This is a genomic window from Rhizobacter fulvus, assembly GCF_964020785.1.
Map to the genome: position 1 here is coordinate 4,087,455 of NZ_OZ224516.1, position 26,196 is coordinate 4,113,650.

Genomic DNA, 26,196 nt, shown 5'->3' on the forward strand with positions numbered 1-26,196 from the left:
CGCCGCGTCGTCAGCCGATCCGGCCGAGCACCAGGTACTCCATCAGCGCCTTCTGCGCATGCAGCCGGTTCTCGGCCTCGTCCCAGACCACCGACTGCGGTCCGTCGATCACCTCGGCCTCGACCTCCTCGCCGCGGTGCGCCGGCAGGCAGTGCATGAACAGGGCATCGGGCTGCGCGGCAGCCATCATGTCGGCATCGACGCACCAGTCGACGAAGGCTTTCATGCGGGCCTCGTTCTCGGCCTCGTAGCCCATGCTGGTCCAGACGTCGGTCGTGACCAGGTGCGCGCCGGCGCACGCGTCCATCGGGTGGTTGAAGGTCTTCACGCAGGCGGCGTTCCTGACGCCGGCCATCTGCGGGTCGATCTCGTAGCCGCCCGGTGTGCTCACGTGGAGCGTGAAGCCGAGGACATCGGCCGCCTGCAACCAGGTGTTGGCCATGTTGTTGCCGTCACCGACCCACGCGACCACCTTGCCCTGGATCGAGCCGCGGTGCTCGATGAAGGTGAAGATGTCGGCCAGGATCTGGCACGGGTGGTACTCGTTGGTCAGGCCGTTGATCACCGGCACGCGCGAGTTCGCCGCGAACGCCTCGATCTTGGTCTGCTCGAAGGTGCGGATCATCACGATGTCGACCATGCGGCTGATGACCTTGGCCGAGTCCTCGATGGGCTCGGCGCGGCCGAGCTGGCTGTCCCCGGTCGTCAGGTTCACGACCGAGCCGCCGAGCTGGTACATGCCGGCCTCGAAGCTCACGCGCGTGCGGGTGCTGGCCTTCTCGAAGATCATCGCCAGCGTGCGGTCGACCAGCGGCGTGTACTTCTCGTAGTTCTTGAAGCGCTTCTTGATCGTCGCGGCGCGCTTGAACAGGTAGGCGTATTCCTCGGCCCGGAAATCCTTGAACTGCAGGTAGTGCTTCATCAGGCTGTCGCCGGGTTTCATGGCGCCGGCTGAGAGAGGAATGTCTTGATGATCGGGCACAGGATCGCGACGATCTGGGCCGCCTCGTCGGCGCTCAGGATCAGCGGCGGGACCAGGCGGATCACCTTGTCGGCGGTCACGCTCAGCATCAGCCCGGCCTCCGCGGCGAGGCCGAGGATGTCCCCGCACGGGCGGTCGAGTTCGATGCCCAGCATCAGCCCCTGGCCACGGATGTCGGCGACGCCCTGGATGCCGGCGAGCTCGCGCTCCAGCCCCGCCTTCAGCGCCGCGCCCACGGTGGCGGCGTTCTCCAGGATGCCGTCCTCTTCCATGATGCGGATCGTCTCGACGCCGGCCCGCATTGCCAGCGGGTTGCCGCCGAACGTGGTGCCGTGGTTGCCCGGGCCGAACACATTCGCCGCCTTCGGCCCGCAGACGATCGCACCAACCGGCACGCCCGATCCCAGGCCCTTGGCCAGCGGCATCACGTCCGGCTGGATGCCGGCCCACTGGTGCGCGAACCACTTGCCGGTGCGGCCCATGCCGCACTGCACCTCGTCGAGCATCAGCAGCCAGCCGTTGGCATCGCAGATGCGACGCACTTCGCGCAGGTACTCGATCGTGGTCGGGCGGATGCCGCCTTCGCCCTGGATCACCTCGAGGAAGACCGCGACGACGTTCTTGTTCGTTGCCGCGACCTTCTCGATTGCCGCCGAGTCGTTCAGCGGCACGCGCACGAAGCCCTCGACCAGCGGACCGAAGCCGGCCTGGACCTTGGGGTTCCCGGTGGCCGACAGCGTCGCGATCGAGCGGCCGTGGAAGGCCGCCTCGTAGACGACGATCTCGGGCCGGTCGATGCCCTTGTCGTGACCGTATTTGCGGGCGATCTTCAGCGCGCCTTCGTTGGCTTCGAGGCCGGTGCTGCAGAAGAAGACGTTCGTCAGGCCCGAGAGCTCGCACAGCTTCGCGGCGAGCTGCTCCTGCAGCGGCACGAGGTAGTAGTTCGAGCTATGGATGATCTTGCCGATCTGGTCGGTCAGCGCCGGCACCAGCTTCGGGTGAGCGTGGCCCAGCGTGTTGACGGCGATGCCGCCCAGCCCGTCCAGGTATTTCTTCCCGTGGGTGTCCCAGAGCCAGCAACCTCGGCCATGCGAGAGCGCCAGCGGCAGGCGGCCGTAGGTCTTCATCACATGGGGTTCGGGGGAGGCGGGCAGCTTGTCCGGGGCATTCATCGTCGTGGCACTCCGTGGGAAAAATGAAGAAGCGGGTCCGCGCGCCCGGCTGGCAGACGCGGCGACCCGCTTCGGCCGAATTCTAAGCGTGCTGCACTGCAACACATTCACGGCACAATGTCGCGCTCGGGACAGCATGCATGACCACTTCTCCGCCACGCGAATTCTTCATCCAGGGCATCACGCTGGAGGGGCACACCTTTCGCCCCAGCGACTGGGCCGAGCGTCTCGCGGGCGCAATGTCCTGCTTCCGGCCGGACGGCGTGCGCGGCGGCATCGGGGCGTTCATCGGCTATTCGCCGCTGTGCGTGCCGCGCGTGATCAACGGCGTGAAGTGCGTGATCGTCAGCGAGGCGCTGCGCGGCGTCGAGCCGATGGCCTGGGACTTCGTGATGAACTTCGCCCGCGACAACCGGCTGCAACTCACCGAGGCCTGCCTGGTGCCCGAGCGGCCGCCGAAGGGCGGCTGAGAAATCCGGTCCACCAATGAAAAGGGCCCGCGATGCGAGCCCTTTCTCTTCCACCCTCAACTCAATCAGGCAGCGGGAGCGGTCAGCGCCTTGACCTTGGCCGACAGGCGGCTCTTGTGGCGAGCGGCCTTGTTCTTGTGGAACAGGCCCTTGTCCGCGACCGAATCGATCACCGACTGGGCGGTCTTGAACAGGTCGGCAGCCTTGGCCTTGTCGCCGGCGACGACGGCCTTCTGCACGTTCTTGATGACGGTACGGAACTTCGAACGCAGCGCGGTGTTGGCGGCGTTGAGCTTCACGTCCTGACGCACGCGCTTCAGACCCGAAGCGATGCGGACGGTTTTCTTCTTGGCTTTGGACGAGGTGGCCATGTGGTGTAGCTTTGGATGAGGGTAGAGCCCGCGAGTATAGCATTTCCCGCGGCGGCGCTGCCAAGCGCGTCTGCCCGGTGAGCAGGCGCTACCTATAATCGGCCGCAAATGAATCTGCTGCGAGCCGCATCCACCATCTCGCTGCTGACGCTGGTCTCGCGCATTTCCGGGCTGGCCCGCGACGTGGTCGTCGCCGGGGCGTTCGGCAACAGCGCCTGGATGGACGCCTACAACGTCGCCTTCCGCATTCCCAATTTCCTGCGCCGCCTGTTCGGCGAGGGCGCGTTCCAGCAGGCGTTCGTGCCGGTGCTGGGCGAGACGCGCGCCCGCGACGGCGACGAGGTGACGCGCCTGCTGATCGACGCTGTCGCGACCATCCTGTTCTGGGCGCTGGTCGTCACCTGCGTCGTCGGCGTGGTGGCCGCGCCGCTGATGGTCTGGCTGATGGCCGCCGGGCTGCAGCGATTCGACGGCGCGGTGGTGATGACCCAGATCATGTTCCCGTACATCGGGCTGATCTCGATGGTCTCGCTGGCCGCCGGCGTGCTCAACACCTGGAAGCGCTTCGTCGTGCCCGCGGCGACGCCCGTGCTGCTCAACCTCGCGTCGATCGGCGCGGCGCTGTGGCTCGGCCCGTGGTTCGCGGCGCGCGGCATCGAGCCGATCTACGCGCAGGCGGTGGGGGTGATGATCGGCGGCGTGCTGCAGCTGGCGATCCAGGTGCCGGCGCTGAAGCGGGTCGGGGCGATGCCGCACATCGGGCTGCTGCCCGGCAAGATCCGCGCGGCCTGGGGCCATCCGGGCGTCGGCCGGGTGATGCGGCAGATGGCGCCGGCGCTGCTCGGGGTCTCGGTCGCGCAGATCTCGGTCGTGATCAACACGCAGATCGCGTCGCACCAGGGCGTGGGGGCGGTGTCGTCGCTGGACTGGGCGTCGCGGTTGATGGAGTTCCCGACCGCGCTGCTGGGTGTGGCGCTGGGCGTCGTGCTGATCCCGCAGCTCTCGGCAGCCAACGGCCGCAAGGACACGGCCGCCTACTCCGGCCTGCTCGACTGGGGCCTGCGCCTCGTGCTGATGCTGGCGCTGCCGTGCGCCGTCGCGCTGCTGGTGTTCCCGAACGCGCTGCTCGCAGTGCTGTTCCAGCGCGGCGCGTTCGACGCCGCCGCGGTGCACCAGACGGCGCTCGCGCTGATGGGTTACGGCGTCGGTCTGATGGGGCTGGTGGGCGTCAAGATCCTCGCACCCGGGTATTACGCCCGGCAGGACACCCGCACGCCGGTGAAGATCGCGATCGCCGTGCTGGTGCTGACGCAGCTGATGAATGCGCTGTTCGTCCCGTACCTCGGCCACGCCGGGCTGGCGCTGTCGATCAGCCTGGGCGCGATGATCAATGCGTTCTGGCTGTTTACCGGGCTGAAGCGCTCGGGCGCGTACACCCCCGAGCCGGGCTGGTGGCCGTTCACGCTGCGGGTCGTCGGCGCCAGTGCGTTGCTCGGCGCGTTGCTGTTCTGGGCCGAGCGGTGGATCGACTGGGTCGGTCTCGTGAACCACCAGGCCGAGCGCATCGGCTGGCTGGCGCTGTGCCTGGGCGGCGCGGCGGTGCTCTACTTCGCGGCCCTGCTCGCGAGTGGCCTGAAACTTCAACAGTTCATGCGGCGCGGCTAAACTGGCACGCATGCCGGGCCCCTTGACATTCGAGACGCCGACGGCGCTCGAGTACTTCGCCTCTCTCGTCGCGGAAGACGCCAGCCTGTCGCTCGTGGAGGCCGCAGTGTCGATCGCGCAGGACGACTTTCCGCAGCTCGACACGCAGGCGGTCCTGGCCGAGATCGACGCGCTCGCGGCGCGCCTGAAGCAGCGCTTCCCTGCCGATGCCGTGCCGGTCCAGCGCCTGCGCTGGCTCAACCGCTTCTTCTTCCAGGAGCTCGGGTTCGCCGGCAACGTCAACCATTACTACGACCCTGACAACAGCTATTTGCACCGCGTGCTCCACACGCGCCGCGGCATCCCGATCACGCTGGCGATCCTGTACATCGAGCTGGCCTCGCAGATCGGGCTGACGGCGCGCGGCGTGTCGTTCCCGGGCCACTTCCTGATCAAGCTGCGCATGCAGACCGGGCAGCAGCAGGGCGAGGTGGTGATCGACCCGTTTACCGGCCATTCGCTCTCGCGCGACGAGCTCGACGAACTGCTCGCGCCGTACAAGCGCAACCGTGGGCTGCAAGGCGAGTTCGACGTGCCGCTGGGCCTGTTCCTGCAGGCGGCGACGGCGCGCGAAGTGGTCGCACGGATGCTGCGCAACCTGAAGGAGATCCACCGCGGGTCGCGCGACTGGCGGCGCCTGCTGCAGGTGCAGGAGCGCCTGGTCGTGCTGCTGCCGCAGACGTGGGAAGAGCGCCGCGACCGTGGCCTGCTCTACGCCGACCTGGGCCTGGTGGAGCCGGCGGTGCGCGACCTGTCGGACTACCTCGAGCACGCGCTCGACGCGACCGACCGCGACCAGATCGCCGAGCGCTTGGCCGGGCTGGGCGGCGACGCGGGGCCGCTGCGGCTGCACTGAGCGTCGACGCCGTTGCGCGGGCTTCCGCGAGGCGCCCGTAGAATTCCCGCACCCTTTCCATGGTGGGCGTCACCGCGCCACCCATCACCATGACCCTGACCCCCGCGCAACGCCACACCGTCACCTGGATCGCCCTGAGCCTGCTCGCCGCGCTCGTCGTGTGGCTGCTCGGGCCGGTGCTGACGCCGTTCCTGGTCGCGGCGGTGCTGGCCTACGTGCTGCAGCCGCTGGTCGAGCGCATGGCGCGGCGGCGCGTGCCGCGGGCGCTCGCTGTCACCGTCGTCGAGGTCGTGGCGATCGTGCTGGTGCTGGCGGTGATGTTGCTGATCGTGCCGATCCTGTCCAAACAGCTGCCGCTGCTGCGCGAGCAGATCCCGCTACTGGCCGAGCGCATGAACACACAGCTCGGGCCGTGGCTCGCCCGGCTCGGCATCGACGTGGCGCTCGACACGGCCAGCATCAAGGCCTTCGCGCTCAAGTACCTGGACGCCAATTTCGAGGACTGGCTCGCCACCGCGCTCAGCTCGGCCCGCATCGGCGGCAGCATCCTGATCGCGATCATCGGCAACGTGGTGCTGGTGCCGATGGTGCTGTTCTACCTGCTGCTGGACTGGAACAACCTGATGCAGCGTGCCGGCAACCTGATCCCGCCGCGCCTGCGCTCGCGCACGCACGCCTTCTTCCGCGACTGCGACGCGACGCTCGGGCAGTACCTGCGGGGCCAGCTGCTGGTGATGCTGTCGCTGGCGGTGTTCTACAGCGTCGGACTGTCGCTGTTCGGCTTCGACCTGGCGGTGCCGGTGGGCGTGTTCACGGGCCTGGCGGCCTTCATCCCCTACGTCGGGTTCGGGCTCGGGCTGACGCTGGCGTTGATCTCTGCCGTCCTGCAATTCACCGGCTGGTACGGCCTGATTGGCGTGGCCGTGGTGTTCGGCGCCGGCCAGCTGCTGGAGAACTTCGTGCTCGTGCCGCGGCTGGTCGGGGAACGCATCGGCATGAGCGCGCTGACCGTGATCTTCGCGCTGCTCGCGTTCGGCCATTTGTTCGGCTTCGTCGGCGTGCTGATCGCGCTGCCGGTCAGCTCGGTGCTGGTGGTGGCCGTGCGCCGGCTGCGCGCCGCGTATGTCGAAAGCGAGCTGTATCAGGGATGAGGCAGATTCCGCTGGCGATCGGGCTCGAGGCGCCGCGCAGTTTCGACAACTTCGTGCCCGGCGCCAACGCGGCGGCGGTGGAGCATCTGCAGACCTTGCCGGCGCAGCCGACACCGGTCTACCTGTGGGGGCCGAGCGGGGTCGGCAAGACGCACTTGCTGGAGGCCACGGTGCAGCGCCTTGATGCGCACGGCCTGCGCGCCGGCTGGTTCAGCCCGGCCGATCCCGCGCCCTGGCCGTACGAGGACGCGTGGGCGATGGTCGTGATCGACGACGCGGACGGGCTGGACGCCGCCCAGCAGCACGCGGCCTTCGCGACCTTCGTCGAGACCACCACGCGCGGCGTGCCGCTGGTCGCCGCGGGTCGCGTGCCGCCGGTCGACCTGCCGCTGCGCGAGGACCTGCGCACCCGTCTGGGCTGGGGCCATGTGTTCGCGATCCAGCCGCTCGGTGAGGCGGAAGTGCGCGCGACGCTGCGCCGCGTGGCCGACCAGCGCGGCATCTTTCTTTCCGACGACGTGATGGACTACCTGCTGACCCGCTTCGCGCGGGACCTGAAGCACCTGGTCGCGCAACTCGACCGGCTGGACGAGTTCTCGCTGGCGACCAAGCGCCAGATCACCGTGCCGCTGCTGAAGCAGATGCTTGCCGAGGGCGGTTCGGCATGAGCGATCTCTGCCTGTTCGACCTCGACGACACGCTCCTGCCGATCGACTCCGACCACGCCTGGGGGGAGTTCATCGTCCGCATCGGCTGGGTCGACGCGGCCGAGTTCGCGCGCCGCAACGACGCGTTCTACGCGCAGTACCAGGCCGGCCGGCTCGACATCCACGAGTACATCGCGTTCGCGACCGAGCCGCTGCGCGCGCGCACGCCGGCGCAGACCGAGGCGGCGCACCGGCAGTTCATGGCCGAGGTGATCGCCCCGCAACTGCGCGCACCGGCCCTGGACCTGGTGCGCGAGCACCAGGCGCGTGGCGACCTGATCGCGCTCGTCACCGCGACCAACGACTTCGTCACCGCGCCGATCGCCGGCGCGTTCGGCATCGCCGACCTGCTGGCCGTGCGACTGGAGCGCGACGCCGGGGGTACGATCACGGGCCGCATCGCGGGGACACCGAGCTATCGGGACGGCAAGGTCACCCGTGTCCAGGAGTGGCTGGCCGAGCGCGGCCGCGAGTGGGCCGACTTCGACCGGATCAGCGTCTACAGCGACTCCGTGAACGACCTGCCGCTGCTGGAGCGCGCCACCGACCCGGTCGCGACGAACCCGACGCCGGCCCTGCAGACCGTCGCCCAAACGCGCGGCTGGCGCATCCTGAAACTGTTCGACTGACACCTTCATGATCAAGAAATTCATCGACAAGCTGCTCGGCAAGGGCCCCAGGGCCGCCGCAGCCGACCCCGACAGCGGTGCCGCACCCGCGGGCAAGCGCGTCGAGGTGCCGAAGAGCGAGCACCACATCGATCCGTCGCTGGTCGACGAGCGCGCCGTCAAGGTCGTCAGCACGCTGGCGGACGCCGGCTACGAGGCCTACATCGTGGGCGGCGCGGTGCGCGACCTGCTGGTCGGCATGCGGCCGAAGGATTTCGACGTGGCGACCAACGCCACGCCGGAGCAGGTCAAGGCGCTCTTCCGGCGCGCCTTCATCATCGGCCGGCGCTTTCGGATCGTGCACGTCGTCTTCGGGCGCGGCCGGCAGGACCGCGGGTTGTCCGAAGTGATCGAGGTCTCGACTTTCCGCGCGATGGTCGATGCAGCGGCGGCGTCCCAGGTCAGCGGCAACGAGAAGACCTCGAAGAGCGAGCTGGCCGGCAAGAGTCACGTGGTGGACGCCGAAGGCCGGGTGCTGCGCGACAACGTCTGGGGCTCGCAACTCGACGACGCCGCGCGGCGCGACTTCACGATCAACGCGATGTATTACGACCCGGTGCGCGAGATCGTCGTCGACTACCACGGCGGCATCGGCGACGTGAAGAAGAAGCTGCTGCGCATGATCGGCGACCCGGCCACGCGCTACCGCGAAGACCCGGTGCGCATCATCCGCGTGGTGCGCTTCGCCGCGAAGCTCGGTTTCGAGATCGAGGCCAGGACACGCGCGCCGATCAAGGAGATGGCCGCGCTGCTCGACAACGTGCCGGCCTCGCGCACCTTCGACGAGATGATCAAGCTGCTGCAGACCGGCCACGCGCTGGCGAGCATCCAGGAATTGCGCAAGCAGGGCCTGCACCGCGGCGTGTTCCCGGTGCTGGACGTGGCGCTGGACGAGGCGCAGCGCCACGACGGCCGCGAGAAGTTCGTGCAGCTCGCCCTGGCCGACACCGACCGCCGGGTCGGCGAGGGCAAGCCGGTTGCGCCCAGCTTCATGCTGGCCTGCATGCTCTGGCACGACGTGCTCGATGGCTGGCAGAAGCTCAAGGCCAAGGGCGAGGCGCCGTTCCCGGCGCTGCAGCAGGCGGTGGACACGGTCTTCGACGCCCGCATCGGCGACATCTCCGGCCGCGGCAAGCTGGCCGCCGACATGCGCGAGATCTGGCTGATGCAGACGCGGTTCGAGCGGCGCCAGGGCAACAGCGTGGCCACGCTGATCGAGCAGCCGCGCTTCCGCGCCGGCTTCGACTTCCTGCGGCTGCGCGGCGACGCCGGCGAGATCGATGCCGAGCTCGCGAACTGGTGGGAGGACTTCTCGCTGGCCGACGAGGAGGGCCGCCGCAAGCTGCTGGAGGCCGTGCGCTCGCAAGGCGGGCCACGCCGCGTGCGCTTGAGCACGCCGCGCGTCGCCACGGTCCCGGCCATGCTGGAGACCGACACCGACGAAAGCGAGATGGCGCCGGCGACAGCCGCCGAAGGCGACGCACCGAAGAAGCGCCGCCGGCGCCGCCGCAAGCCGGCCGGTGCGGGCGGCGAGGGCGCGCCGGCGGTCGACGACACGCCGTCGAACCCGTCCCACGACATCTGAGGGAACGCCGATGAAGCCCAACGAAGCCGCGGGCCTGAACGCTTCGGCGCTGCGGCGCCTGACCGCGTCGATCGACGCGTGGGTGGACGCCGGCCGGATCGCCGGCGCGGTGGTGCTGATCGAACGCCGCGGCGCGTGCGGGCTGTTCGAGGCGATCGGCCGGCAGGATCCGGCGCGCGACCTGCCGATGCGCACCGACACGATCTTCCGCATCTACTCGATGACCAAGCCGATCGTCTCGGTCGCGCTGATGCAGTTTGCCGAGCGCGGTGCGGTGCTGCTGCGCGACCCGGTCGCGAAGTACCTGCCGGAATTCGCGAACCCGATCGTCGGTCTCGGCGGCGCGGCGCCCAAGCGCGCGATGACGGTGCAGGACCTGCTGCGCCACACCGCCGGGCTGACCTACGAGTTCCACGAGCCGTCGCCGGTGCGGCAGCTCTACGCGCAAGCCAAGCTGTACTCGCGCCAGCGCAGCAACACCGACCATGTCGCGGAGCTCGCCCGCCTGCCGCTCGCTCACGAACCTGGGTCGCTCTGGGACTACAGCCGCGCGACCGACGTGCTCGGCCGGCTGGTCGAGGTGCTCGGCGGCGAACCGCTGGGCGCCGTGTTGAAGGCGCAGGTCTTCGACCCGCTCGGCATGGTCGACACCGGCTTCGAGGTACCGGTCGAGCAGCATCACCGCCTGGCCGAGCCGCTCGCCGCGCCGCCCGAGGGCGTGCCGCTGGTACCGGTGTTCGATCCGCGCGTGCCGGTGCCGGCGCAGAACGGCGGCGGCGGGCTGATGTCCACCGCGGCCGACTACGCGCGCTTCACGCGCATGCTGCTGAACGGCGGGCGCCTCGAAGGCGTTCGCCTGCTGGGACGCAAGACGGTCGAATTCATGACCGCCGATCACCTCGGGCCGATCCCGCGCGCCAACGACCTGCTGCCGCCGGGGCACGGCTTCGGCCTCGGCTTCGCCGTGAAGACGGCGCTCGGCGAGCACACCGAGCCCGGCTCGGTCGGCAGCTACGGCTGGAGCGGCGCGGCGGGCACGGCGTTCTTCGTCGATCCGGCCGAGGCGATGTTCGCGATCGTCATGACCCAGTCGCCCGGCCTGCTCGACGACGTGCGCGAGCTGTTCCGCCAGGGCGTCTATGCCGCGATCGACTGAGCGTCCGGCGCGGCGACAGCAGTCCACGGCGTACGTGGCACTCGGCGCGAACCTCGGCGATGCGCGGACCACGCTCGACGCCGCTTTCGTCGCGCTGGCCCGCCTGCCCGGCACGGTGCTGCAAGCGTCGTCGTCGCTCTACCGCACGGCGCCGATCGATTCCAGCGGGCCGGACTACCTGAACGCGGTCGTGCGGCTCGGCACGACGCTCGCGCCGCGCGCGCTGCTCGGCGCGCTGCACGGCATCGAAGACGCCCACGGCCGCGCGCGCCCCTACCGCAACGCGCCTCGCACGCTCGATCTCGATCTGTTGATGCACGACAAGCGGCGCCTCGACGGCCCGGCACTGACGCTGCCGCACCCGCGTCTGCACGAGCGCGCGTTCGTGCTGCGGCCGCTGGCCGAGATTGCGCCCGATCTGGTCGTGCCGGGGCGCGGTCACGTAAAGGTCCTGCTGGCCCACGTTGCCGGGCAGCGCGTCGATAAACTGCCGCCATGCTGAACGCCATTCCCGTCTCGCTGCAGACCGTGCTGCTGCTGACCGCCTCGAACGTCTTCATGACCTTCGCGTGGTACGGCCACCTGAAGAACCTCGCCGACAAGCCCTGGTATTGGGCCGCGATCATCAGCTGGGGCATCGCGCTGTTCGAGTACCTGCTGCAGGTGCCGGGCAACCGCATCGGCTTCGCCGGAGGCATATCGCTGGCGCAGCTGAAGATCACGCAGGAGGTCATCACGCTGGCGGTGTTCGTGCCGTTCGCGATGGTCTACATGGACCAGCCGTTCAAGCTCGATTTCCTGTGGGCGGGCCTGTGCATGGTGGGCGCCGTGTACTTCATCTTCCGCGGTTGATGGTTCAGCCCAAGGCACTGCAGCGCTTCCGCTACATCGCGATCGAAGGCCCGATCGGCGTCGGCAAGAGCACGCTGGCGCGCCGCCTGGGCGCGTTGCTGGGCGCCGATCTGCTGCTCGAGCAACCCCAGGACAACCCGTTCCTGGACCGGTTCTACGAGGACATGCCGGGCTACGCGTTTCAGACCCAGCTGGCGTTCCTGTTCCAGCGCGCCAAGCAGATGCAGGCGGTCGCGCAGCCCGGCATGTTCGCGAACGCCGTGGTCAGCGACTTCCTGTTCGAGAAGGACGCGATCTTCGCGCGTCTGAACCTCAGCGACGAGGAACTGCGCCTGTACACGCAGATGTACGCCCAGGTCGCGCCGCAGGTGCGCGAGCCCGACCTGGTGATCTGGCTGCAGGCCGCGCCGCCGACGCTGCTGCGCCGCATCCGCCAGCGCGCGATCGCGATGGAGCAGGGCATCGCACCGGACTACCTGCAGCGGCTGTGCGATGCCTACGTCGAGTACTTCCACAGCTACCGCGGCGCGCCGGTGCTGGCGATCGGCACCGAACGCTTCAATCCGGTGGACCGGGATGGCGACTTCGCCGTTCTGCTGGAGCGACTGACCGGGTTCAAGGGCCCGCGCGAGTTCTTCGAGACCCACGTCGAGATTCCGTTCGGCTGACGCACGCACGCCGCAAGTACACTCGCGCCGAGTCGATTTGATGACGGTTCCGTGACAAGCGCGGCGCCACCCGGGAGAGGACGATCACCATGCTGTTCGGCAAGCTGCTGCCGCGTGAAGGCAATTTCTTCGAGCTGTTCGACCAGCATGGCGGATTCATCGTCGCCGGTGCGCGCTCGTTCATCCTGCTGATCCAGAACTACGGCGACCCGGCGCTGCGCGAGAAGTACGCGAACGATGTCGGCATCGCCGAGCGCCAGGCCGATCGCATCACCGCAGAAGTCAACCGGCTGCTGCACAAGACCTTCATCACGCCGATCGACCGCGAGCAGATCCACGGCCTGATCAATGCCATGGACGACATCCTGGACCTGCTGCAGGACGCGTCGGAGACCATGTCGCTGTACGACGTGCGGGCGATGACCGAGGACATCCTGCGCCTGGGCGACATCAGCGCGAAGTGCTGCGAGCGGGTCCAGCATGCGGTCTCGCTGCTGCCCAAGATCAGCCAGGCCGAGGCCGCCGAGGCAGCGATCAAGACCTGCGAGGAGATCGACAAGCTCGAGTCCGACGCCGACCGGGTGATGCGCTCGGCGATGTCGAAGCTGTTCCGCGAGGAGACCGATGTTCGCGAGCTGATCAAGCTGAAGGCGATCTACGAACTGCTCGAGTCGATCTCGGACCGGTGCGAGGACGTGGCGAACCTGATCGAAGGCGTGGTTCTCGAAAACTCCTGACCCATGACCACCGTTCAAACGGCCTTCTGGGTCGTCGCGCTGCTGGTCGTCCTGGCCGTCGCGTTCGACTTCATGAACGGCTTCCACGACGCCGCCAACGCGATCGCCACCGTCGTCTCGACCGGCGTGCTCAAACCGCAGCAGGCGATCGTGTTCGCCGCGTTCTTCAACGTGCTGGCAATCGCGATCTTCCACCTGAACGTCGCCGCGACCGTCGGCAAGGGCATCGTGATGCCGGGTGTCGTCGACCACCACGTGGTGTTCGGCGCGCTGATCGGCGCCATCTTCTGGAACGTGGTCACCTGGTGGTACGGCATTCCGTCCAGTTCGTCGCATGCGCTGATCGGCGGCATCGTCGGCGCGGTGATCGCGAAGGCCGGTGCCAGCCAGCTGATCGCGGCCGGCATCTGGAAGACGGTGCTGTTCATCTTCCTGTCGCCGCTGCTGGGCTTCCTGCTCGGCTCGCTGCTGATGGTGCTGGTCGCCAACCTGTGCCGGCGCACCTCGCCGCTGCGGGTGGACAACCTGTTCCGGCGTCTGCAGCTGGTCTCGGCGGGCCTGTACAGCCTGGGCCACGGCGGCAACGACGCGCAGAAGACCATCGGCATCATCTGGATGCTGCTGATCGCCAGCGGCTATGCCAGTGGCACCGACAAGCTGCCGCCGAGCTGGGTGATCTGGGCCTGCTATCTCGCGATCGGCGCCGGCACGATGTTCGGCGGCTGGCGCATCGTCAAGACCATGGGGCAGAAGATCACCAAGCTCAAGCCGGTCGGCGGCTTCTGCGCCGAGGCCGGCGGGGCGATCACGCTGTTCCTCGCGACGGCGCTGGGCGTGCCGGTCTCGACCACGCACACGATCACCGGCGCGATCGTCGGCGTCGGCTCGGTGCAGCGCGCCTCCGCGGTGCGCTGGGGCGTGGCCGGCAACATCGTGTGGGCCTGGATCTTCACGATCCCGGCCTCCGCCTTTGTAGCGGGGGTGTTCTACTGGATCGGGCTGGCCGTCCTGCCCTGAGCCGTTTCGGCCTGGTACTCGAAATAGCGCTGGGCGCTGAAGGCGATCGTCGCCATCAGGACGCCGCCGCCGACGATCAGCGCCGCCGCCACGCCGATCACGGTGGCCCAGTTCATCCGGTGTGCAGGGCCGTTCGGGTTGAAGCGGGCATTCCACTTGTCGTCGGGGGTGAGGCCGTAGACGATCGCGGTGAGCATCGCGATCGCCAGCATCGCGCCCAGCAGCGGGATCAGCGCCCAGGCCAAGTGGTCATTGGCGCCGAGCGCCCGCATGCGCTGCACGCCGTACAGGCCGACCATCGTCGGCACGAAGAACAGCCAGCCCCAGCGATCGCGAAAGCCGTGCAGGTAGAAGCGGTGCAACCCGACGCTGCCGAACAGCAGCGCGATCCAGGTCGCGAGCGTCTTCGACTTGTAGCCCGAAGCGGCCGCGCTCACGCCGGGTCCACCGCGGCGGTCGTGTCGCCGGGGCCCAGGGCCTTCTGCATCAGGACCACGTCGAGCCAGCGGTCGAACTTCCAGCCGGCCGACTTCATCACGCCGATCGGCTCGAAGCCGAGCGTGCGGTGCACGCCGACCGAGCCGAGGTTGGCCGAGTCGCCGATCACCGCGAGCATCTGGCGCGCGCCGAGTGCCTCGCAGCGGGCCATCAGCTCGGCCAGCAGCAGGCGGCCCAGGCCCTGGCCTTTGGCATCGGCAGCGAGGTAGACCGAGTCCTCCAGGCAGAAGCGATAGGCCTTGCGAGGCCGGAAATGGTTGGCGTACGCATACCCGAGAACGCGGCCGGCGCGCTCGACCACGAGCCACGGCAGGCCCTTGGAGAGGACGTCGTCACGGCGGCGGGTCATCTCGTCCAGTTCGGGCGCCTCGAGCTCGAAGGTGCCGGTGCCGTTGAGCACGTTCCAGCCGTAGATGTCGGTGATGGCGGGCAGGTCGGCCGGGGTGCTCGGGCGGATCAGCAGGTCGGGAGCGCTCATGTCGTGTCGGTGGGGGCCATGCTTGAGTTTATAATGCGCGATTTCGCTGAAGGTCGGCCGGGTGGTCGGCGTTTTTCAATCCAGCGAGCTTGTGGTCGATGGCGGTCGGACATTGGATCGGCAGCGGTCGGCGTGCAAGGGAGATCGGCTCGGACGGGATCGAATCCGCACGGGTGGGTCATTTTAAATTTCAGGAACAGTCATGGTCGTGATCCGTCTTTCTCGTGGTGGTGCCAAGAAGCGCCCGTTCTTCAACATCGTCGTCGCCGATTCGCGCACCCGCCGCGACGGTCGCTTCATCGAGCGCGTGGGTTTCTACAACCCGGTGGCGTCGGGCGGCGAGCAGCCGCTGCGCATCGCGTTCGACCGCATCGAGCACTGGACGAGCAACGGCGCGCAGCTGTCGCCGACGGTGCAGCGCCTGGTCGCGCAAGCCAAGACCGCGGCCTGAAGCCGCAGCCCGGGGCGCAGGCCATGAGTGCTGCCCCCCGTCCGCGCGGCGCCGATGCCGCGTGGCCCGACGATGCGATCGAGGTCGGCCGCATCGTCGACGCCTGGGGTCTGAAGGGCTGGATCAAGGTCCAGCCGTTCGCCGACGACCCGCAGGCCCTCTTTTCGTCGCGTCGCTGGTTCCTGCTGCCGTCCGAGAAGGTCGGCCCGTTGCGGCCTGCCGACGCGGACACCATCCCCTCGCTGCTGAAGATCACCCAGGTCAAGGACCACGGCGACGTGGTCGTCGCGCTCGCCCAAGAGGTCCCCGACCGTACCGCCGCCGAGGCGCTGCGCGGCGCGCGGGTGTTCATCGGCCGCGCCAGCTTCCCGACGCCCGATCCGGACGAGTTCTACTGGGTCGACCTGATCGGCCTGAAGGTCGTGAACCGGGACGGCGCCGTGATCGGCACCGTGGCGGGACTGATCGACACCGGCCCGCACAGTGTGCTGCGCGTCGCGCCGGACGAACTGCCCGCCGGGGCCAGCGCACAGGAGGCCGAACGGCTGATCCCGTTCGTCGGCGCCTATGTCGACGACGTGAGCCTAGAGAACCGGCTGATCACGGTCGACTGGGGCCTGGACTACTAGAAGCGGGTCCATGCGCTTCGACGTCATCACGCTGTTTCCGGACCTGTTCGCGCCGCATCTGACGCAGGGCATCACCCGACGCGCGTTCGAAACCGGCCGCGTCGACGTGACGCTTTGGCCGCTGCGCGATTACGCCGACAACGCCTACCGCCGCGTCGACGACCGCCCCTACGGCGGCGGGCCGGGCATGGTGATGCTGGTCGAGCCGCTCGAACGCGCGCTGGCGGCGCTGCGCGCGGCACGTGCCGAAGCCGTGCCGGCGCCGGTCGTGCACTTCACGCCGACCGGCCGCCGCATCGACCAGGCCGTGGTACGCGAGTTCGCCGCGTCGCCGGGCGCGGTGCTGCTGTGCGGGCGCTACGAAGGCATCGACCAGCGCTTCATCGACCGCCACGTCGACGTGGAATTGAGCCTGGGCGATTTCGTGCTGTCCGGCGGCGAACTGCCGGCGCTGGCGCTGCTGGACGCCGTTGCGCGGCTGCAGGACGGCGTGCTCGGCGATGCCCAGTCGCACCAACAGGACAGCTTCGAGGACGGCCTGCTCGATTGCCCGCACTACAGCCGCCCCGAGGTCCTGCCTGGTGGCGGCCCGGGCGACGCGGTGCCGGCGGCGCTGCTGTCCGGCCACCACGCGGAGATCGCCCGCTGGCGCCGCGAGCAGTCGCTCGCGATGACCGCCCGCCGGCGCCCCGACCTGATCGCCGCGGCACGCACCGCCGGGCGTCTGAGCCGCGCCGACGAGACGTTCCTCGCCGGGCTTGTGCCATAATCAAAGGCTTTTCGATCCTCTGCCGCGCAGAAGCGTGAACCGGCTCGCCCGGTTTCGACTGCTTCATCCAATTCCATCAACGCGCGCGGGCATGATCACTTTGGAGAACCCATGGACCTGATCCAGACCCTCGAGCACGAGGAAATCGCTCGGCTCAACAAGACCATCCCCACGTTCGCCCCGGGCGACACCGTGATCGTCAGCGTCAAAGTCGTCGAAGGCACGCGCAAGCGCGTCCAGGCGTTCGAAGGCGTCGTGATCGCCAAGCGCAACCGCAGCCTGAACAGCAGCTTCATCGTGCGCAAGATCTCCAGCGGCGAAGGCGTGGAGCGCACGTTCCAGCTGTACAGCCCGCTGATCGCGTCGATCGAGGTCAAGCGCCGCGGCGACGTCCGCCGCGCCAAGCTGTACTACCTGCGCAGCCGCTCGGGCAAGTCGGCTCGCATCAAGGAAAAGCTGGCCTGACGCCTCCCGCGCACGCCCGAAGGCCGCCTCAATCGGGCGGCCTTTTGCATTCCGACCCACGCTCATGGCACTCACCTTCGATCCGCAGCAGCTTCCCGTCGTCGGCATCGACGATCACCTCCCCGCGCTGACGGCGGAGGTGCTGCGCTCGGCGTCCGTGCGCCAGCGCTTCCTGATGCCGCCGCTGTGGACGCCCGAGATCAAGCAGGAGCCGCGTTTCAGCGAACGCTCGCCGACGCATGCGTCGGTGCTGGTCGCACTGGTCGAGCGCGAGGAACTCACGGTGCTGCTGACGCAGCGCACCGATCACCTGAACGATCACCCGGGACAGGTCAGCTTCGCAGGAGGACGCGTCGAACCGACCGACGCGGACGCCGCGGCCACCGCACTGCGCGAGGCCCGGGAAGAGATCGGCCTCGACGCGGCCTTCGTCGACGTGCTCGGCGCGATGCCGACCTACACCACCGGAACAGGCTTCATCGTCACGCCGGTCGTCGCGCTGGTGCGGCCCGGCTTCACGGTGGCGGCCGATCCGTTCGAGGTGGCCGAGGTGTTCGAGGTGCCGCTGAGCTTCCTGATGAACCCGGCCAACCACCGGCGACACGCGATCGACCTGAACGGCGCGCAGCGCGAGTTCCTGTCGATGCCCTACGACAGCGCCGGCGCCGATGGCAAGACGCGCCGCTACTTCATCTGGGGAGCCACCGCGGCGATGCTGCGCAATCTGTATCGTTTCCTCGCGGCTTGAGCGTCGATCTGCGTCGGTATCATCGGCGCGAATGAGTTTCTTCGCCGTCCTGTTCGCGCTGCTGATCGAGCAACTCAAGCCACTGCCGCGCGGCAACGTGGTGCACGACTCGTTGACCGGCTGGATGCGCTGGACCGGCCGCAATTTCGACGCCGGCCGCGACCACCACGCGTGGGTCGTCTGGGCGATCACCTGCGTATTCCCGGCGCTGGTCGCCTGGGGCGTGCATTTCGGGCTGATCCGCGTCAACGTGCTGCTGGCCCTCGCGTGGGACGTGACGGTGCTGTACCTGACGCTGGGCTTTCGCCAGTTCAGCCACTACTTCACCGACATCCGCGACGCGCTCGATCGCGGTGACGAGGACGACGCGCGCCGGCTGCTCTCCGAATGGCGCCATCTCGATGCGAGCGAGCTGCCGCGCACCGAGCTGCTGCGGCACGTGATCGAGCATTCGCTGCTGGCCGCGCATCGGCATGTGTTCGGCGTGTTCTTCTGGTTCGTGCTGCTGTCCTCGTTCGGCCTGGGGCCGGCCGGCGCGGTGCTGTACCGGATGGCCGAGCTGGCCAGCCGCTACTGGGCCTTCAAGAGCCGCACCATCGACGCGCCGGTCAACGCACGGCTGCTCGGCCTGTCGCAGCGGTTGTTCAATGCGCTCGACTTCGTGCCCGCACGCATGACGGCCTTCGGCTTCGCGGTGGTCGGCAACTTCGAGGAGGCGATCACGTGCTGGCGGCGCGATGCCGGGCTCTGGAAGCATCCGAACGAAGGCATCATCCTGGCCGCCGCCGCAGGCGCCGTGGGGGTGCAGCTGGGCGGCACGGCCGCGCCCGGCGTCACGCCCGACCGCTCGCAGACCTTCGAGGCGGGTGTCTCCCCCGAGGCCGTGATCGCAGAGGGCTCGACGCCCGGGATGCCGCCGGTGCTGGGCCACCTGCGCAGCGTCGTCGGGCTGGTGTGGCGGTCGGTCGTGTTGTGGATGCTGCTGCTCGCGCTGCTGTCGCTCGCCAACCTCGTCGGTTGAGGCGCTGACTCAGCGCCGGTCGACCAACTCGGCGAGGATCTCGCCGTAGATCCGGTAGCGGGATTCGCTGATGTCGCCACGCTCCACTGCGGCGCGGACGCCGCAGCCGGGCTCGTGAAGGTGGGTGCAGTTGTAGAAGCGACACTGCGACGAATGCGCGCGCAGGTCCGGCATCAGCGACGGGAGCTGGTTCGCGTCGATCTGGCGCAGGCCGAATTCCTGGAAGCCCGGCGAATCGATCAGCGCGCTGCGACGGTTGCTGCCGTCGATCCAGTACCACTGCGTGAAGGTCGTGGTGTGGCGGCCGGAGTTCAGTGCCTGGGAGATCTCGCCGACCTGCGCTTTCGCGTCCGGCGCAAGCAGGTTGATCAGCGTGCTCTTGCCCGTGCCGCTCGGGCCGAGCACCAGCGTGGCCCGACCGTCGAGCAGCGGGCCGAGCACCGCGCGCGCCTCGTCCTGGCGGGTCTTGAGCGCCAGCTCGACCACCTCGATGCCCATGGCCGCGTAGGGACGCAGGCGCTCGCGGGCCGCGTCGATCGTCGGCAGGTCGGTCTTGTTGAGAACGATGCGGGCCGGGATGTCGGCGCTCTCCGCCGCGATCAGTGCGCGGGCGAGCTGGGATTCGCTGAACACCGGTTCGGCCGCGACCAGCACCATCAGCTGGTCGAGGTTGGCCGCGAAGGACTTGGTCTTCCATTCGTCCTGGCGGAAGAGCAGGTTGCGGCGTGGCTCGACGTGCTCGATCACGCCTTCGTCGCCCGATACCTGCCAGCGCACGCGGTCGCCGACCACGCAATCGCTCTTCTTGCCGCGCGGGTGGCAGTGGACACGTTCGCCCTCGGGCGTCTCGACGACGTAGTGGCGGCCGTGCCCGGCGACCACGAGGCCGATGTCGAGCGCGGCGAACTTGCTCAAGCCGCGAGTGCCGGGGCCGAGCGCGCCAGCGCCGCGAGCCGCTCCGACGCCGGTGGATGCGAATAGTAGAAGCGCACATAGACCGGGTCGGGCGTCAGCGTCGCCGCGTTGTCCTCGTGCAGCTTCAGCAGCGCGGCGGCCAGGTCGCTGCCGCTGGCTTGCTGGCAGGCGTAGGCATCGGCCTCGAACTCGTGGCGGCGCGACAGCAGCGCGAACAGCGGCGACACGAAGAACGTGAACACCGGGGTGACCAGCAGGAACAGCAGCAGCGCAATCGCGTCGTTGGGCGCGCTCATCGACGGCCGCACGCCGAGGCCGGCATAGAACCACGCCTGCGTCGACAACCAGCCGAGCAGCGCCAGCGCCCCCAGGCTGATCGCGAACATCGCCAGGATCCGCTTGGTCACGTGCCGGTGCTTGAAGTGGCCGAGTTCGTGGGCCAGGACCGCCTCCACCTCGCCTGCCGTCAGCTTGCTCAGCAGCGTGTCGAAGAACACCACCCGCTTGGACGCGCCGAAGCCGGTGAAGTACGCGTTCGCGTGGGCCGAGCGCTTGCTGCCGTCCATCACGAACAGGCCCTTGGCCGCGAAGCCGCAGCGCGCCATCAGCGCCTGCACGCGGGCGACGAGCGACTCGTCGGCGAGCGGCTGGAACTTGTTGAACAGCGGCGCGATGACGGTCGGGTAGAGCAGCAGCACGGCCACGTTGAACGCCATCCAGGCGCCCCAGGCCCACAGCCACCACAGGCCGCCGGTCGCGCCCATGATCCACAGCATCAGCGCGGCGACGGGCAGGCCGATCAACGCGCCGACCAGCAGGCCCTTCAGCGTGTCGGCGAGGTACAGCTTCCAGGTCATGCGGTTGAAGCCGAAGCGCTGCTCCAGGCGGAAGGTGTTGTAGAGCTCGAACGGCAGATCGAGCAGGCCGCCGATCAGCGCAAAGGCCGCCAGCAGTGCCAGCTGGTAGGCCATCGCACCGAAGCGCGGCTGTACGGCGTCGCGCACCAGGACGTTGAGCGCGTCGATCCCGCCGAGCAGCGTCCAGCCCAGCAGCACGACGGCGCCGAACGCCATGCTCAGCAGCCCGAACCGGCCTTTCGCCAACGTGTAGTCCGCGGCGCGCTGGTGCGCGGCGAGCGTGATCGTGGAGGCGAAAGGCGCAGGCACGGCGCCGCGATGGGCCGCCACGTGCCGCATCTGCCGCGTGGCCAGCCAGAACTTCGTCAGCAGCGAGGCGAGCAGCGCCGCGGCGAACAGCAGCGAGAGAGTGGGAGCTTGCATGGCCGAAGTGTAGGGTCTGCGAAAATCCCTCGGAGGAGAACCGAATGACCGATACCCCCCTGGCCCGCGCTGACGACAACCTGATCTGGATCGATCTGGAGATGACCGGGCTGTACCCCGACACCGACCGCATCATCGAGGTCGCGGTCGTCGTTACCGACCCGCACCTGCAGCATCGCGTCGAAGGCCCCGTCTTCGCGATCCACCAGACCGAGGCCACGCTCGATGCGATGGATGCCTGGAACAAGGGCACGCATGGCAAGAGCGGGCTGATCGACCGCGTCCGCGCTTCGACCGTGGACGAGGCCAGCGCCGAGGCGCAAGTGATCGAGTTCCTGAAGCAGTACGTGCCGAAGGGCAAGTCGCCGATGTGCGGCAACAGCATCTGCCAGGACCGCCGCTTCCTCGCGCGCACGATGCCGAAGCTGGAGGAGTTCTTCCACTACCGCAACCTCGACGTGAGCACGTTGAAGGAACTCGCCAAGCGCTGGAGGCCCGAGATCCTGGTCGGTTTCAGGAAGGCGCAGGCGCACACGGCGCTGGCCGACATCACCGAGTCGATCGACGAGTTGGTCTACTACCGCGAGCACCTGCTGGCGAAGTAATCCCGCATTTTCTTGCGGGAAAACCCCAAACCATCGTAGAATCGCAGCTTCGCCGGAGCATGCCAGACCGCACCGGCGACTCGTTCATCCCCTCTGACCTCATCGAGTCTTCGCCCACCGCATTCGCGGCAGGCTCTGTTCGAACCCAAGCGGCCTGCCAGCGCTTGCGGGAATGGTTGGCGGCGATGCCGTCGCTTTGACTGTTCCCGAGATCCGGCGCCGCCCTGGTGCTGATTCGGACCTTCTCCCCAGCGACTTGTTGGGTCACCACATGGCGTGGTGACCGGCGCGTTTTCGCACGTCTTGTGCCCACAAGGCGACGTGCGGGCGTGCGATGTTTGAAGACGAAAGAAGACCATGACGTTCGCAACCCTCGGCCTGAATGAAGCCCTGACCAAGGCCGTGACCGCTTCCGGCTACGAGACCGCCACCGAAGTGCAGACGCAGGCGATCCCGCCCGCGATCGCCGGCGCCGACCTGATGGTCTCCGCCAGCACCGGCAGCGGCAAGACCGCCGCCTTCATCCTGCCCGCGCTGGAGCGTGTGCTGGCCGCCCGCGCCGACACCACGCAAAAGCGTGAACGCGGCGTGATCTACGGCCCGCGCGTCCTCGTGCTGTGCCCGACGCGCGAACTCGCGATGCAGGTGGCCAAGGCCGCCGCGACCTACGGCCGCTTCGTGCCGGGCCTGCGTGTCGCGACCGTCGTCGGCGGCGTGCCGTACCCGGCGCAGATCGCCGCGCTGCGCGGCCAGCTCGACATCCTGATCTCGACCCCGGGCCGCCTGCTCGACCACCTGAACACCGGCAAGGCCGTGCTCGAGAACGTCGAGATGCTGGTGCTCGACGAAGCCGACCGCATGCTCGACATGGGCTTCATCGATGACATCAACACGATCGCCGCTGCGATTCCCGCGGCGCGCCAGACCGTGATGTTCAGCGCCACCTTCCTCGGCCACGTCGGCCGCCTCGCGCAGAACCTGCTGCGCGACCCGAAGCGCATCGATGTCGCGTCGCACACCGACACGCACGAGAACATCGAGCAGCGCCTGCACTGGGCCGACAACGTGAACCACAAGAACGCGCTGCTCGACCACATCCTGACCCGCAAGGAGATGGAACAGGCCGTCGTGTTCACCAGCACCCAGCGCGATGCCGACTGGCTCGCCGACCGCCTGGCCGACATGGGCCACCATGTCGCGTCGCTGCACGGCGGCCACCCGCAGGGGCGCCGCAACCGCGTGCTGCAGGGCCTGCGCAACGGCCAGCTGAAGATCCTGATCGCCACCGACGTCGCCGCGCGCGGCATCGACGTGCCGACCATCAGCCACGTGATCAACTACGGCCTGCCGATGAAGGCCGAGGACTACGTGCACCGCATCGGCCGCACCGGCCGCGCCGGCCGCAACGGCCTGGCGATCACGCTGGGCGAGCGCATGGACGTCGGCATGATCCGCCGCATCCAGCAGTTCACGACCCAGAGCATTCCGGTGCAGACGGTCGAAGGCCTGGAGCCGAAGAGCCCCGAGCCGAAGATGTTCGCGGCGCGCCCGGAAGGCGCCGGCCGCTTCGGCAACAAGCCGTTCGGCAAGCCGAGCTATGGCAAGAAGCCGTTCGAGCACCGCGGGCAGGGCTTCGCGCCCCGCAATGAGGGCTTCGCACCGCGCGGCGAGAACTTCGCACCGCGCGGCGAGAACTTCGCACCGCGCGGCGGTGAGGGCTTCGCCGCCCGCGATCGGGCTCCGTTCGATCGCAACGCCGCGCCGCGCTTCGAGCCGCGTGCGCCGCACGGTGATGCACCGCGCCACAGCCCGTTCGATCGCGGCGCCGCCACCGGCCGCGTCGACCACAAGCCGGCCTTCGCGCCGCGCAAGCCGGGCGCGCCAGCCGGCAAGGGCGGCTTCAAGGGTCGCCCGACCGGCTTCTCGCGCTGAGCGTCCCGACGCCATGAAAAAAGGCCCGCTCGAAGCGGGCCTTTTGCTTGGCGACATGACAGGAACTCAACGCCGTTTCACTGCCACGTTGACGGTCATGCCGAGGTAGTCGCCCGGTTCGCCGTACCAGCTGCCGGCGATCGGCGCGGCCTGCGAGGGGTCGCGCGCGACGCCGACGCGGATCAGCTGGTTTCCGCCGAGCAGGTTGTTTGTCGGGTCGAACGGCACCCACCCCGCACCCGGCAGGTAGGCCTGCAGCCAGGCGTGCGTGGAGCCCGCGCCGACCGTGCCGGCATCGTCGCCGCCGTCCAGTGCCGGGTCGTACAGGTAGCCCGAGACGAAGCGCGTGGCGATGCCCAGGCGACGCGCGGCCTCCATCATCAGCAGTGCGAAATCGCGGCACGAGCCGCTGTTCAGCTTCAGCGTGGCCTGCGGCGTCTGCGTGCCTTCCTCGTCGCGTTCGGCATAGCGGAAGTTGACGCGGATGAACTCGTTCATCTTGACCAGCAGGTCACGCGTGCCGGTCAGCCCGTCGGTGCGGATGAACTGGCGCGCCCACGCGGTCAGGTGGCCGCCCGGATCGTCGTGGTTCGGGCGCAGGTAGTTCTCGAGGTCGAAGCGCTCGTCCAGGCTGTATGCGAACGGGAACACTTCGGCACTGGGCGCCAGCGGCAGCTCGAGGTTGTTGGTGTGCGCGTGCTCGATCGCGAAGCTGCAGACGATCTTCAACTCGTCGGCCGGCACCAGCGGCTGCACCAGCGCGACCGAGTTGGAGTGCGGGTCCTGGATCATCCGCACCATGGCTTCGGGGCTGACCTGCAGGTCGGTCGCGAGCACCCGCAGGTCATGGCTGTCCCGCGGGCGGAACATGACCCGGTGCTCGCCGAAGGTCACCGGGTTCTGGTAGTGGTAGACCGTCGTGTGGACGATCTCGTATTGCACGGACATCGGAATCGATCGGGCGCCGACGATCAGGTGCCGAGCAGTTCGACCTCGAACATCAGCGTCGCGTTCGGCGGGATCACGCCGCCGGCGCCGCGGGCACCGTAGCCGAGCTGCGGCGGGATTACCAGCACGCGCGTACCGCCGACCTGCATGCCCTGCACGCCTTCGTCCCAGCCGCGGATCACCTGACCGCCGCCGAGGCCGAACGCGAACGGATCGCCGCGGTCCTTGCTGGAATCGAATTTCGCGCCCTTGACGCCGTCCTGGTAGAGCCAACCGGTGTAGTGGACGGTGACGTGCTGGCCGGCCTGGGCAGTGGCGCCGGAGCCGACGGTGGTGTCTTCGTACTGGAGGCCGGAATCGGTGGTGACCATCGCGCGCTTTCGTGTGGGTTGAACAGGGTCCGACATCATGCCAGCGCACGGCGCGGCGAGCGTAGGCGGAAGTCTGCTGGGGCGGTCAGCGATCGGGCCAGCGGGCGCGCCACTGCGCGGTCGCGGACGCGAGCCATGCCGGAACGTCGTCACCCGCCGCATCGATCTCCAGCGCATGCCCGGCGGCGCGCAGCGCCGGCAGCGGCGGGTCGGTGACGACCGGGGTGGCACCGTTCTGCTTCGAGAGCTTCTCGCCGTCGTCGCCTAGTACGAGCGGCGTGTGCAGGTACGCCGGCGTCGGTACGCCCAGCACGTGCTGCAGGTGGATCTGGCGCGGCGTGTTGTCGGCGAGGTCTTCGCCGCGAACGACGTGCGTGATGCCCTGCGCCGCGTCGTCGACGACGACCGCCAGCTGGTAGGCCCAGAGGGTGTCGGCGCGTCGCAGCACGACATCGCCGACCGCGGCGCTGACATCCTGCCGCTGGGCGCCGAGCCGGCGGTCGTGCCACTCGATCTCGAGCGGCTCCGCCAATGCGCCGAGCGACGGCGACGCACGCAGCCGGATTGCGCGCGCCGGCTTGCCGCGCAGGCCGTCCCGGCAGGTGCCGGGATACACCAGATCGGTGTGGCGCTCGCGCACCTGGCCGCGCGCGGCCAGGGCCTGCGCGATGTCCGCACGGGTGCAGCCGCACGGGTAGGCCCAGCCTTCGGCAACAAGCAGCGCGAGCGCCGCCTCGTAGTGGGCGTCGCGCGCCGATTGATGGACGGGCGGCTCGTCGGGGCGCAGACCGAACGCGGCGAGCTGCGCGAGGATCGCCTCGGCCGCGCCGGGCACGCAACGCGGCGTGTCGACATCCTCGATGCGCACCAGCCAGCGTCCTCCGTGTGCCCGCGCATCGAGCCACGAGGCCAGCGCGGCCGCCAGCGAACCGGCGTGCAGCAAACCGGTGGGCGACGGCGCGAAGCGGCCGACGTAGCCCGCGCCCACGC

General features: G+C 68.8%; 31 protein-coding genes. 21 read left to right on the forward strand and 10 right to left on the reverse strand.

Annotation, left to right across the window (positions count from 1 at the left end; all coding sequences use genetic code 11):
* Window positions 1-10: 10 nt before the first annotated feature.
* A complete protein-coding gene (argF, locus tag ACWH49_RS19435) occupies window positions 11-943 on the reverse strand; it encodes an ornithine carbamoyltransferase (protein ID WP_448172960.1) in 933 nt (310 codons plus the stop codon).
* Complete coding sequence (locus ACWH49_RS19440; protein WP_448172961.1) at window positions 940-2,154, reverse strand: acetylornithine/succinylornithine family transaminase; 1,215 nt, start codon at window positions 2,152-2,154, stop codon at window positions 940-942. Before ACWH49_RS19440 ends, argF begins: the two co-directional genes overlap by 4 nt.
* Before the next feature lie 140 nt (window positions 2,155-2,294).
* Between ACWH49_RS19440 and ACWH49_RS19445 the strand changes: the two genes are divergently transcribed.
* Entirely contained in the window at window positions 2,295-2,624 is a 330-nt protein-coding gene (locus ACWH49_RS19445) for a DUF3579 domain-containing protein (protein ID WP_448172962.1), read from the forward strand.
* A 65-nt stretch (window positions 2,625-2,689) separates the two neighbouring features.
* Here the strand turns inward: ACWH49_RS19445 and rpsT are convergent, their stop codons facing one another.
* Window positions 2,690-2,995 (reverse strand): 30S ribosomal protein S20, encoded by a 306-nt coding sequence (gene rpsT, locus ACWH49_RS19450; RefSeq protein WP_056467875.1) that lies wholly within the window; start codon window positions 2,993-2,995, stop codon window positions 2,690-2,692.
* Window positions 2,996-3,103: 108 nt separating this feature from the next.
* Between rpsT and murJ the strand changes: the two genes are divergently transcribed.
* From murJ to ACWH49_RS19510, 12 genes are all read left to right on the forward strand, one after another.
* Complete coding sequence (gene murJ, locus ACWH49_RS19455; RefSeq protein WP_448172963.1) at window positions 3,104-4,660, forward strand: murein biosynthesis integral membrane protein MurJ; 1,557 nt, start codon at window positions 3,104-3,106, stop codon at window positions 4,658-4,660.
* Window positions 4,661-4,670: 10 nt separating this feature from the next.
* Window positions 4,671-5,555, forward strand: coding sequence for a SirB1 family protein (locus tag ACWH49_RS19460; protein WP_448172964.1), 885 nt, complete (start codon window positions 4,671-4,673; stop codon window positions 5,553-5,555).
* An 89-nt stretch (window positions 5,556-5,644) separates the two neighbouring features.
* Window positions 5,645-6,706, forward strand: coding sequence for an AI-2E family transporter (locus ACWH49_RS19465; RefSeq protein WP_448172965.1), 1,062 nt, complete (start codon window positions 5,645-5,647; stop codon window positions 6,704-6,706).
* Window positions 6,703-7,374: a DnaA regulatory inactivator Hda gene (gene hda / locus ACWH49_RS19470; RefSeq protein ID WP_448172966.1), complete on the forward strand. Its 672-nt coding sequence runs from the start codon at window positions 6,703-6,705 to the stop codon at window positions 7,372-7,374. The genes ACWH49_RS19465 and hda overlap by 4 nt, the downstream gene beginning before the upstream one ends.
* A complete protein-coding gene (locus ACWH49_RS19475; protein WP_448172967.1) occupies window positions 7,371-8,042 on the forward strand; it encodes a histidinol-phosphatase in 672 nt (223 codons plus the stop codon). Before hda ends, ACWH49_RS19475 begins: the two co-directional genes overlap by 4 nt.
* 7 nt (window positions 8,043-8,049) lie before the next feature.
* Entirely contained in the window at window positions 8,050-9,666 is a 1,617-nt protein-coding gene (gene pcnB, locus ACWH49_RS19480) for a polynucleotide adenylyltransferase PcnB (RefSeq protein WP_448172968.1), read from the forward strand.
* Between the two features lie 10 nt (window positions 9,667-9,676).
* Window positions 9,677-10,822 carry a serine hydrolase domain-containing protein gene (locus tag ACWH49_RS19485; RefSeq protein WP_448172969.1) on the forward strand — a complete coding sequence of 382 codons (1,146 nt, stop codon included), beginning with the start codon at window positions 9,677-9,679 and terminating at the stop codon, window positions 10,820-10,822.
* A 34-nt stretch (window positions 10,823-10,856) separates the two neighbouring features.
* Window positions 10,857-11,324, forward strand: a complete 468-nt coding sequence (gene folK / locus ACWH49_RS19490; protein ID WP_448172970.1) for a 2-amino-4-hydroxy-6-hydroxymethyldihydropteridine diphosphokinase — start codon at window positions 10,857-10,859, stop codon at window positions 11,322-11,324.
* Window positions 11,318-11,674, forward strand: coding sequence for a DMT family protein (locus tag ACWH49_RS19495; protein ID WP_448172971.1), 357 nt, complete (start codon window positions 11,318-11,320; stop codon window positions 11,672-11,674). Before folK ends, ACWH49_RS19495 begins: the two co-directional genes overlap by 7 nt.
* A complete protein-coding gene (locus tag ACWH49_RS19500) occupies window positions 11,674-12,342 on the forward strand; it encodes a deoxynucleoside kinase (RefSeq protein ID WP_448172972.1) in 669 nt (222 codons plus the stop codon). The genes ACWH49_RS19495 and ACWH49_RS19500 overlap by 1 nt, the downstream gene beginning before the upstream one ends.
* Before the next feature lie 89 nt (window positions 12,343-12,431).
* On the forward strand, window positions 12,432-13,079 hold the full coding sequence (locus tag ACWH49_RS19505; RefSeq protein WP_448172973.1) for a DUF47 domain-containing protein: 648 nt from the start codon (window positions 12,432-12,434) through the stop codon (window positions 13,077-13,079).
* A gap of 3 nt (window positions 13,080-13,082) precedes the next feature.
* Window positions 13,083-14,096, forward strand: a complete 1,014-nt coding sequence (locus ACWH49_RS19510) for an anion permease (RefSeq protein ID WP_448172974.1) — start codon at window positions 13,083-13,085, stop codon at window positions 14,094-14,096.
* Here the strand turns inward: ACWH49_RS19510 and ACWH49_RS19515 are convergent.
* On the reverse strand, window positions 14,066-14,533 hold the full coding sequence (locus tag ACWH49_RS19515; RefSeq protein ID WP_448172975.1) for a TM2 domain-containing protein: 468 nt from the start codon (window positions 14,531-14,533) through the stop codon (window positions 14,066-14,068). The genes ACWH49_RS19510 and ACWH49_RS19515 overlap by 31 nt on opposite strands.
* Entirely contained in the window at window positions 14,530-15,072 is a 543-nt protein-coding gene (locus ACWH49_RS19520) for an N-acetyltransferase family protein (protein ID WP_448172976.1), read from the reverse strand. The genes ACWH49_RS19515 and ACWH49_RS19520 overlap by 4 nt, the downstream gene beginning before the upstream one ends.
* Before the next feature lie 202 nt (window positions 15,073-15,274).
* On the opposite strand from ACWH49_RS19520, the gene rpsP reads away from it, so the two are divergent.
* From rpsP to ACWH49_RS19550, 6 genes are all read left to right on the forward strand, one after another.
* Window positions 15,275-15,523, forward strand: coding sequence for a 30S ribosomal protein S16 (gene rpsP, locus ACWH49_RS19525; RefSeq protein ID WP_056467912.1), 249 nt, complete (start codon window positions 15,275-15,277; stop codon window positions 15,521-15,523).
* Between the two features lie 23 nt (window positions 15,524-15,546).
* A complete protein-coding gene (rimM, locus tag ACWH49_RS19530) occupies window positions 15,547-16,152 on the forward strand; it encodes a ribosome maturation factor RimM (protein WP_448172977.1) in 606 nt (201 codons plus the stop codon).
* 10 nt (window positions 16,153-16,162) lie between these two features.
* Complete coding sequence (gene trmD / locus ACWH49_RS19535) at window positions 16,163-16,921, forward strand: tRNA (guanosine(37)-N1)-methyltransferase TrmD (RefSeq protein WP_448172978.1); 759 nt, start codon at window positions 16,163-16,165, stop codon at window positions 16,919-16,921.
* A gap of 111 nt (window positions 16,922-17,032) precedes the next feature.
* Window positions 17,033-17,386 carry a 50S ribosomal protein L19 gene (rplS, locus tag ACWH49_RS19540; RefSeq protein WP_448172979.1) on the forward strand — a complete coding sequence of 118 codons (354 nt, stop codon included), beginning with the start codon at window positions 17,033-17,035 and terminating at the stop codon, window positions 17,384-17,386.
* A gap of 64 nt (window positions 17,387-17,450) precedes the next feature.
* Window positions 17,451-18,134 carry a CoA pyrophosphatase gene (locus ACWH49_RS19545; RefSeq protein ID WP_448172980.1) on the forward strand — a complete coding sequence of 228 codons (684 nt, stop codon included), beginning with the start codon at window positions 17,451-17,453 and terminating at the stop codon, window positions 18,132-18,134.
* 31 nt (window positions 18,135-18,165) lie between these two features.
* Window positions 18,166-19,155 (forward strand): CobD/CbiB family protein, encoded by a 990-nt coding sequence (locus ACWH49_RS19550; protein WP_056467926.1) that lies wholly within the window; start codon window positions 18,166-18,168, stop codon window positions 19,153-19,155.
* A gap of 9 nt (window positions 19,156-19,164) precedes the next feature.
* On the opposite strand, the gene rsgA is transcribed toward ACWH49_RS19550, so the two are convergent.
* Window positions 19,165-20,070, reverse strand: coding sequence for a ribosome small subunit-dependent GTPase A (gene rsgA, locus ACWH49_RS19555; RefSeq protein ID WP_448172981.1), 906 nt, complete (start codon window positions 20,068-20,070; stop codon window positions 19,165-19,167).
* Window positions 20,067-21,350: a M48 family metallopeptidase gene (locus tag ACWH49_RS19560; protein ID WP_448172982.1), complete on the reverse strand. Its 1,284-nt coding sequence runs from the start codon at window positions 21,348-21,350 to the stop codon at window positions 20,067-20,069. The genes rsgA and ACWH49_RS19560 overlap by 4 nt, the downstream gene beginning before the upstream one ends.
* A gap of 44 nt (window positions 21,351-21,394) precedes the next feature.
* Here ACWH49_RS19560 and orn point away from each other — a divergent pair, with 44 nt between their 5' ends.
* Both orn and ACWH49_RS19570 read left to right on the forward strand, forming a co-directional pair.
* Window positions 21,395-21,955: an oligoribonuclease gene (gene orn, locus ACWH49_RS19565; protein ID WP_448172983.1), complete on the forward strand. Its 561-nt coding sequence runs from the start codon at window positions 21,395-21,397 to the stop codon at window positions 21,953-21,955.
* 357 nt (window positions 21,956-22,312) lie between these two features.
* Window positions 22,313-23,887 carry a DEAD/DEAH box helicase gene (locus tag ACWH49_RS19570; RefSeq protein WP_448172984.1) on the forward strand — a complete coding sequence of 525 codons (1,575 nt, stop codon included), beginning with the start codon at window positions 22,313-22,315 and terminating at the stop codon, window positions 23,885-23,887.
* Between the two features lie 66 nt (window positions 23,888-23,953).
* On the opposite strand, the gene ACWH49_RS19575 is transcribed toward ACWH49_RS19570, so the two are convergent.
* From ACWH49_RS19575 to gluQRS, 3 genes are all read right to left on the reverse strand, one after another.
* Complete coding sequence (locus ACWH49_RS19575) at window positions 23,954-24,835, reverse strand: transglutaminase family protein (protein WP_056467941.1); 882 nt, start codon at window positions 24,833-24,835, stop codon at window positions 23,954-23,956.
* A 23-nt stretch (window positions 24,836-24,858) separates the two neighbouring features.
* Window positions 24,859-25,206, reverse strand: a complete 348-nt coding sequence (locus tag ACWH49_RS19580; RefSeq protein ID WP_448172985.1) for an FKBP-type peptidyl-prolyl cis-trans isomerase — start codon at window positions 25,204-25,206, stop codon at window positions 24,859-24,861.
* 85 nt (window positions 25,207-25,291) lie between these two features.
* Entirely contained in the window at window positions 25,292-26,194 is a 903-nt protein-coding gene (gluQRS, locus tag ACWH49_RS19585; protein ID WP_448172986.1) for a tRNA glutamyl-Q(34) synthetase GluQRS, read from the reverse strand.
* Window positions 26,195-26,196: the final 2 nt, after the last annotated feature.

What these genes read in the sequence shown, in the direction of transcription:
- argF (WP_448172960.1), bottom strand. Translation starts at nt 943, where the DNA reads ATGAAACCCGGCGACAGCCTGATGAAGCACTACCTGCAGTTCAAGGAT.
- ACWH49_RS19440 (WP_448172961.1), bottom strand. Translation starts at nt 2,154, where the DNA reads ATGAATGCCCCGGACAAGCTGCCCGCCTCCCCCGAACCCCATGTGATG.
- ACWH49_RS19445 (WP_448172962.1), top strand. Translation starts at nt 2,295, where the DNA reads ATGACCACTTCTCCGCCACGCGAATTCTTCATCCAGGGCATCACGCTG.
- rpsT (WP_056467875.1), bottom strand. Translation starts at nt 2,995, where the DNA reads ATGGCCACCTCGTCCAAAGCCAAGAAGAAAACCGTCCGCATCGCTTCG.
- murJ (WP_448172963.1), top strand. Translation starts at nt 3,104, where the DNA reads ATGAATCTGCTGCGAGCCGCATCCACCATCTCGCTGCTGACGCTGGTC.
- ACWH49_RS19460 (WP_448172964.1), top strand. Translation starts at nt 4,671, where the DNA reads ATGCCGGGCCCCTTGACATTCGAGACGCCGACGGCGCTCGAGTACTTC.
- ACWH49_RS19465 (WP_448172965.1), top strand. Translation starts at nt 5,645, where the DNA reads ATGACCCTGACCCCCGCGCAACGCCACACCGTCACCTGGATCGCCCTG.
- hda (WP_448172966.1), top strand. Translation starts at nt 6,703, where the DNA reads ATGAGGCAGATTCCGCTGGCGATCGGGCTCGAGGCGCCGCGCAGTTTC.
- ACWH49_RS19475 (WP_448172967.1), top strand. Translation starts at nt 7,371, where the DNA reads ATGAGCGATCTCTGCCTGTTCGACCTCGACGACACGCTCCTGCCGATC.
- pcnB (WP_448172968.1), top strand. Translation starts at nt 8,050, where the DNA reads ATGATCAAGAAATTCATCGACAAGCTGCTCGGCAAGGGCCCCAGGGCC.
- ACWH49_RS19485 (WP_448172969.1), top strand. Translation starts at nt 9,677, where the DNA reads ATGAAGCCCAACGAAGCCGCGGGCCTGAACGCTTCGGCGCTGCGGCGC.
- ACWH49_RS19495 (WP_448172971.1), top strand. Translation starts at nt 11,318, where the DNA reads ATGCTGAACGCCATTCCCGTCTCGCTGCAGACCGTGCTGCTGCTGACC.
- ACWH49_RS19500 (WP_448172972.1), top strand. Translation starts at nt 11,674, where the DNA reads ATGGTTCAGCCCAAGGCACTGCAGCGCTTCCGCTACATCGCGATCGAA.
- ACWH49_RS19505 (WP_448172973.1), top strand. Translation starts at nt 12,432, where the DNA reads ATGCTGTTCGGCAAGCTGCTGCCGCGTGAAGGCAATTTCTTCGAGCTG.
- ACWH49_RS19510 (WP_448172974.1), top strand. Translation starts at nt 13,083, where the DNA reads ATGACCACCGTTCAAACGGCCTTCTGGGTCGTCGCGCTGCTGGTCGTC.
- ACWH49_RS19520 (WP_448172976.1), bottom strand. Translation starts at nt 15,072, where the DNA reads ATGAGCGCTCCCGACCTGCTGATCCGCCCGAGCACCCCGGCCGACCTG.
- rpsP (WP_056467912.1), top strand. Translation starts at nt 15,275, where the DNA reads ATGGTCGTGATCCGTCTTTCTCGTGGTGGTGCCAAGAAGCGCCCGTTC.
- rimM (WP_448172977.1), top strand. Translation starts at nt 15,547, where the DNA reads ATGAGTGCTGCCCCCCGTCCGCGCGGCGCCGATGCCGCGTGGCCCGAC.
- trmD (WP_448172978.1), top strand. Translation starts at nt 16,163, where the DNA reads ATGCGCTTCGACGTCATCACGCTGTTTCCGGACCTGTTCGCGCCGCAT.
- rplS (WP_448172979.1), top strand. Translation starts at nt 17,033, where the DNA reads ATGGACCTGATCCAGACCCTCGAGCACGAGGAAATCGCTCGGCTCAAC.
- ACWH49_RS19545 (WP_448172980.1), top strand. Translation starts at nt 17,451, where the DNA reads ATGGCACTCACCTTCGATCCGCAGCAGCTTCCCGTCGTCGGCATCGAC.
- ACWH49_RS19550 (WP_056467926.1), top strand. Translation starts at nt 18,166, where the DNA reads ATGAGTTTCTTCGCCGTCCTGTTCGCGCTGCTGATCGAGCAACTCAAG.
- ACWH49_RS19560 (WP_448172982.1), bottom strand. Translation starts at nt 21,350, where the DNA reads ATGCAAGCTCCCACTCTCTCGCTGCTGTTCGCCGCGGCGCTGCTCGCC.
- orn (WP_448172983.1), top strand. Translation starts at nt 21,395, where the DNA reads ATGACCGATACCCCCCTGGCCCGCGCTGACGACAACCTGATCTGGATC.
- ACWH49_RS19570 (WP_448172984.1), top strand. Translation starts at nt 22,313, where the DNA reads ATGACGTTCGCAACCCTCGGCCTGAATGAAGCCCTGACCAAGGCCGTG.
- ACWH49_RS19575 (WP_056467941.1), bottom strand. Translation starts at nt 24,835, where the DNA reads ATGTCCGTGCAATACGAGATCGTCCACACGACGGTCTACCACTACCAG.
- ACWH49_RS19580 (WP_448172985.1), bottom strand. Translation starts at nt 25,206, where the DNA reads ATGGTCACCACCGATTCCGGCCTCCAGTACGAAGACACCACCGTCGGC.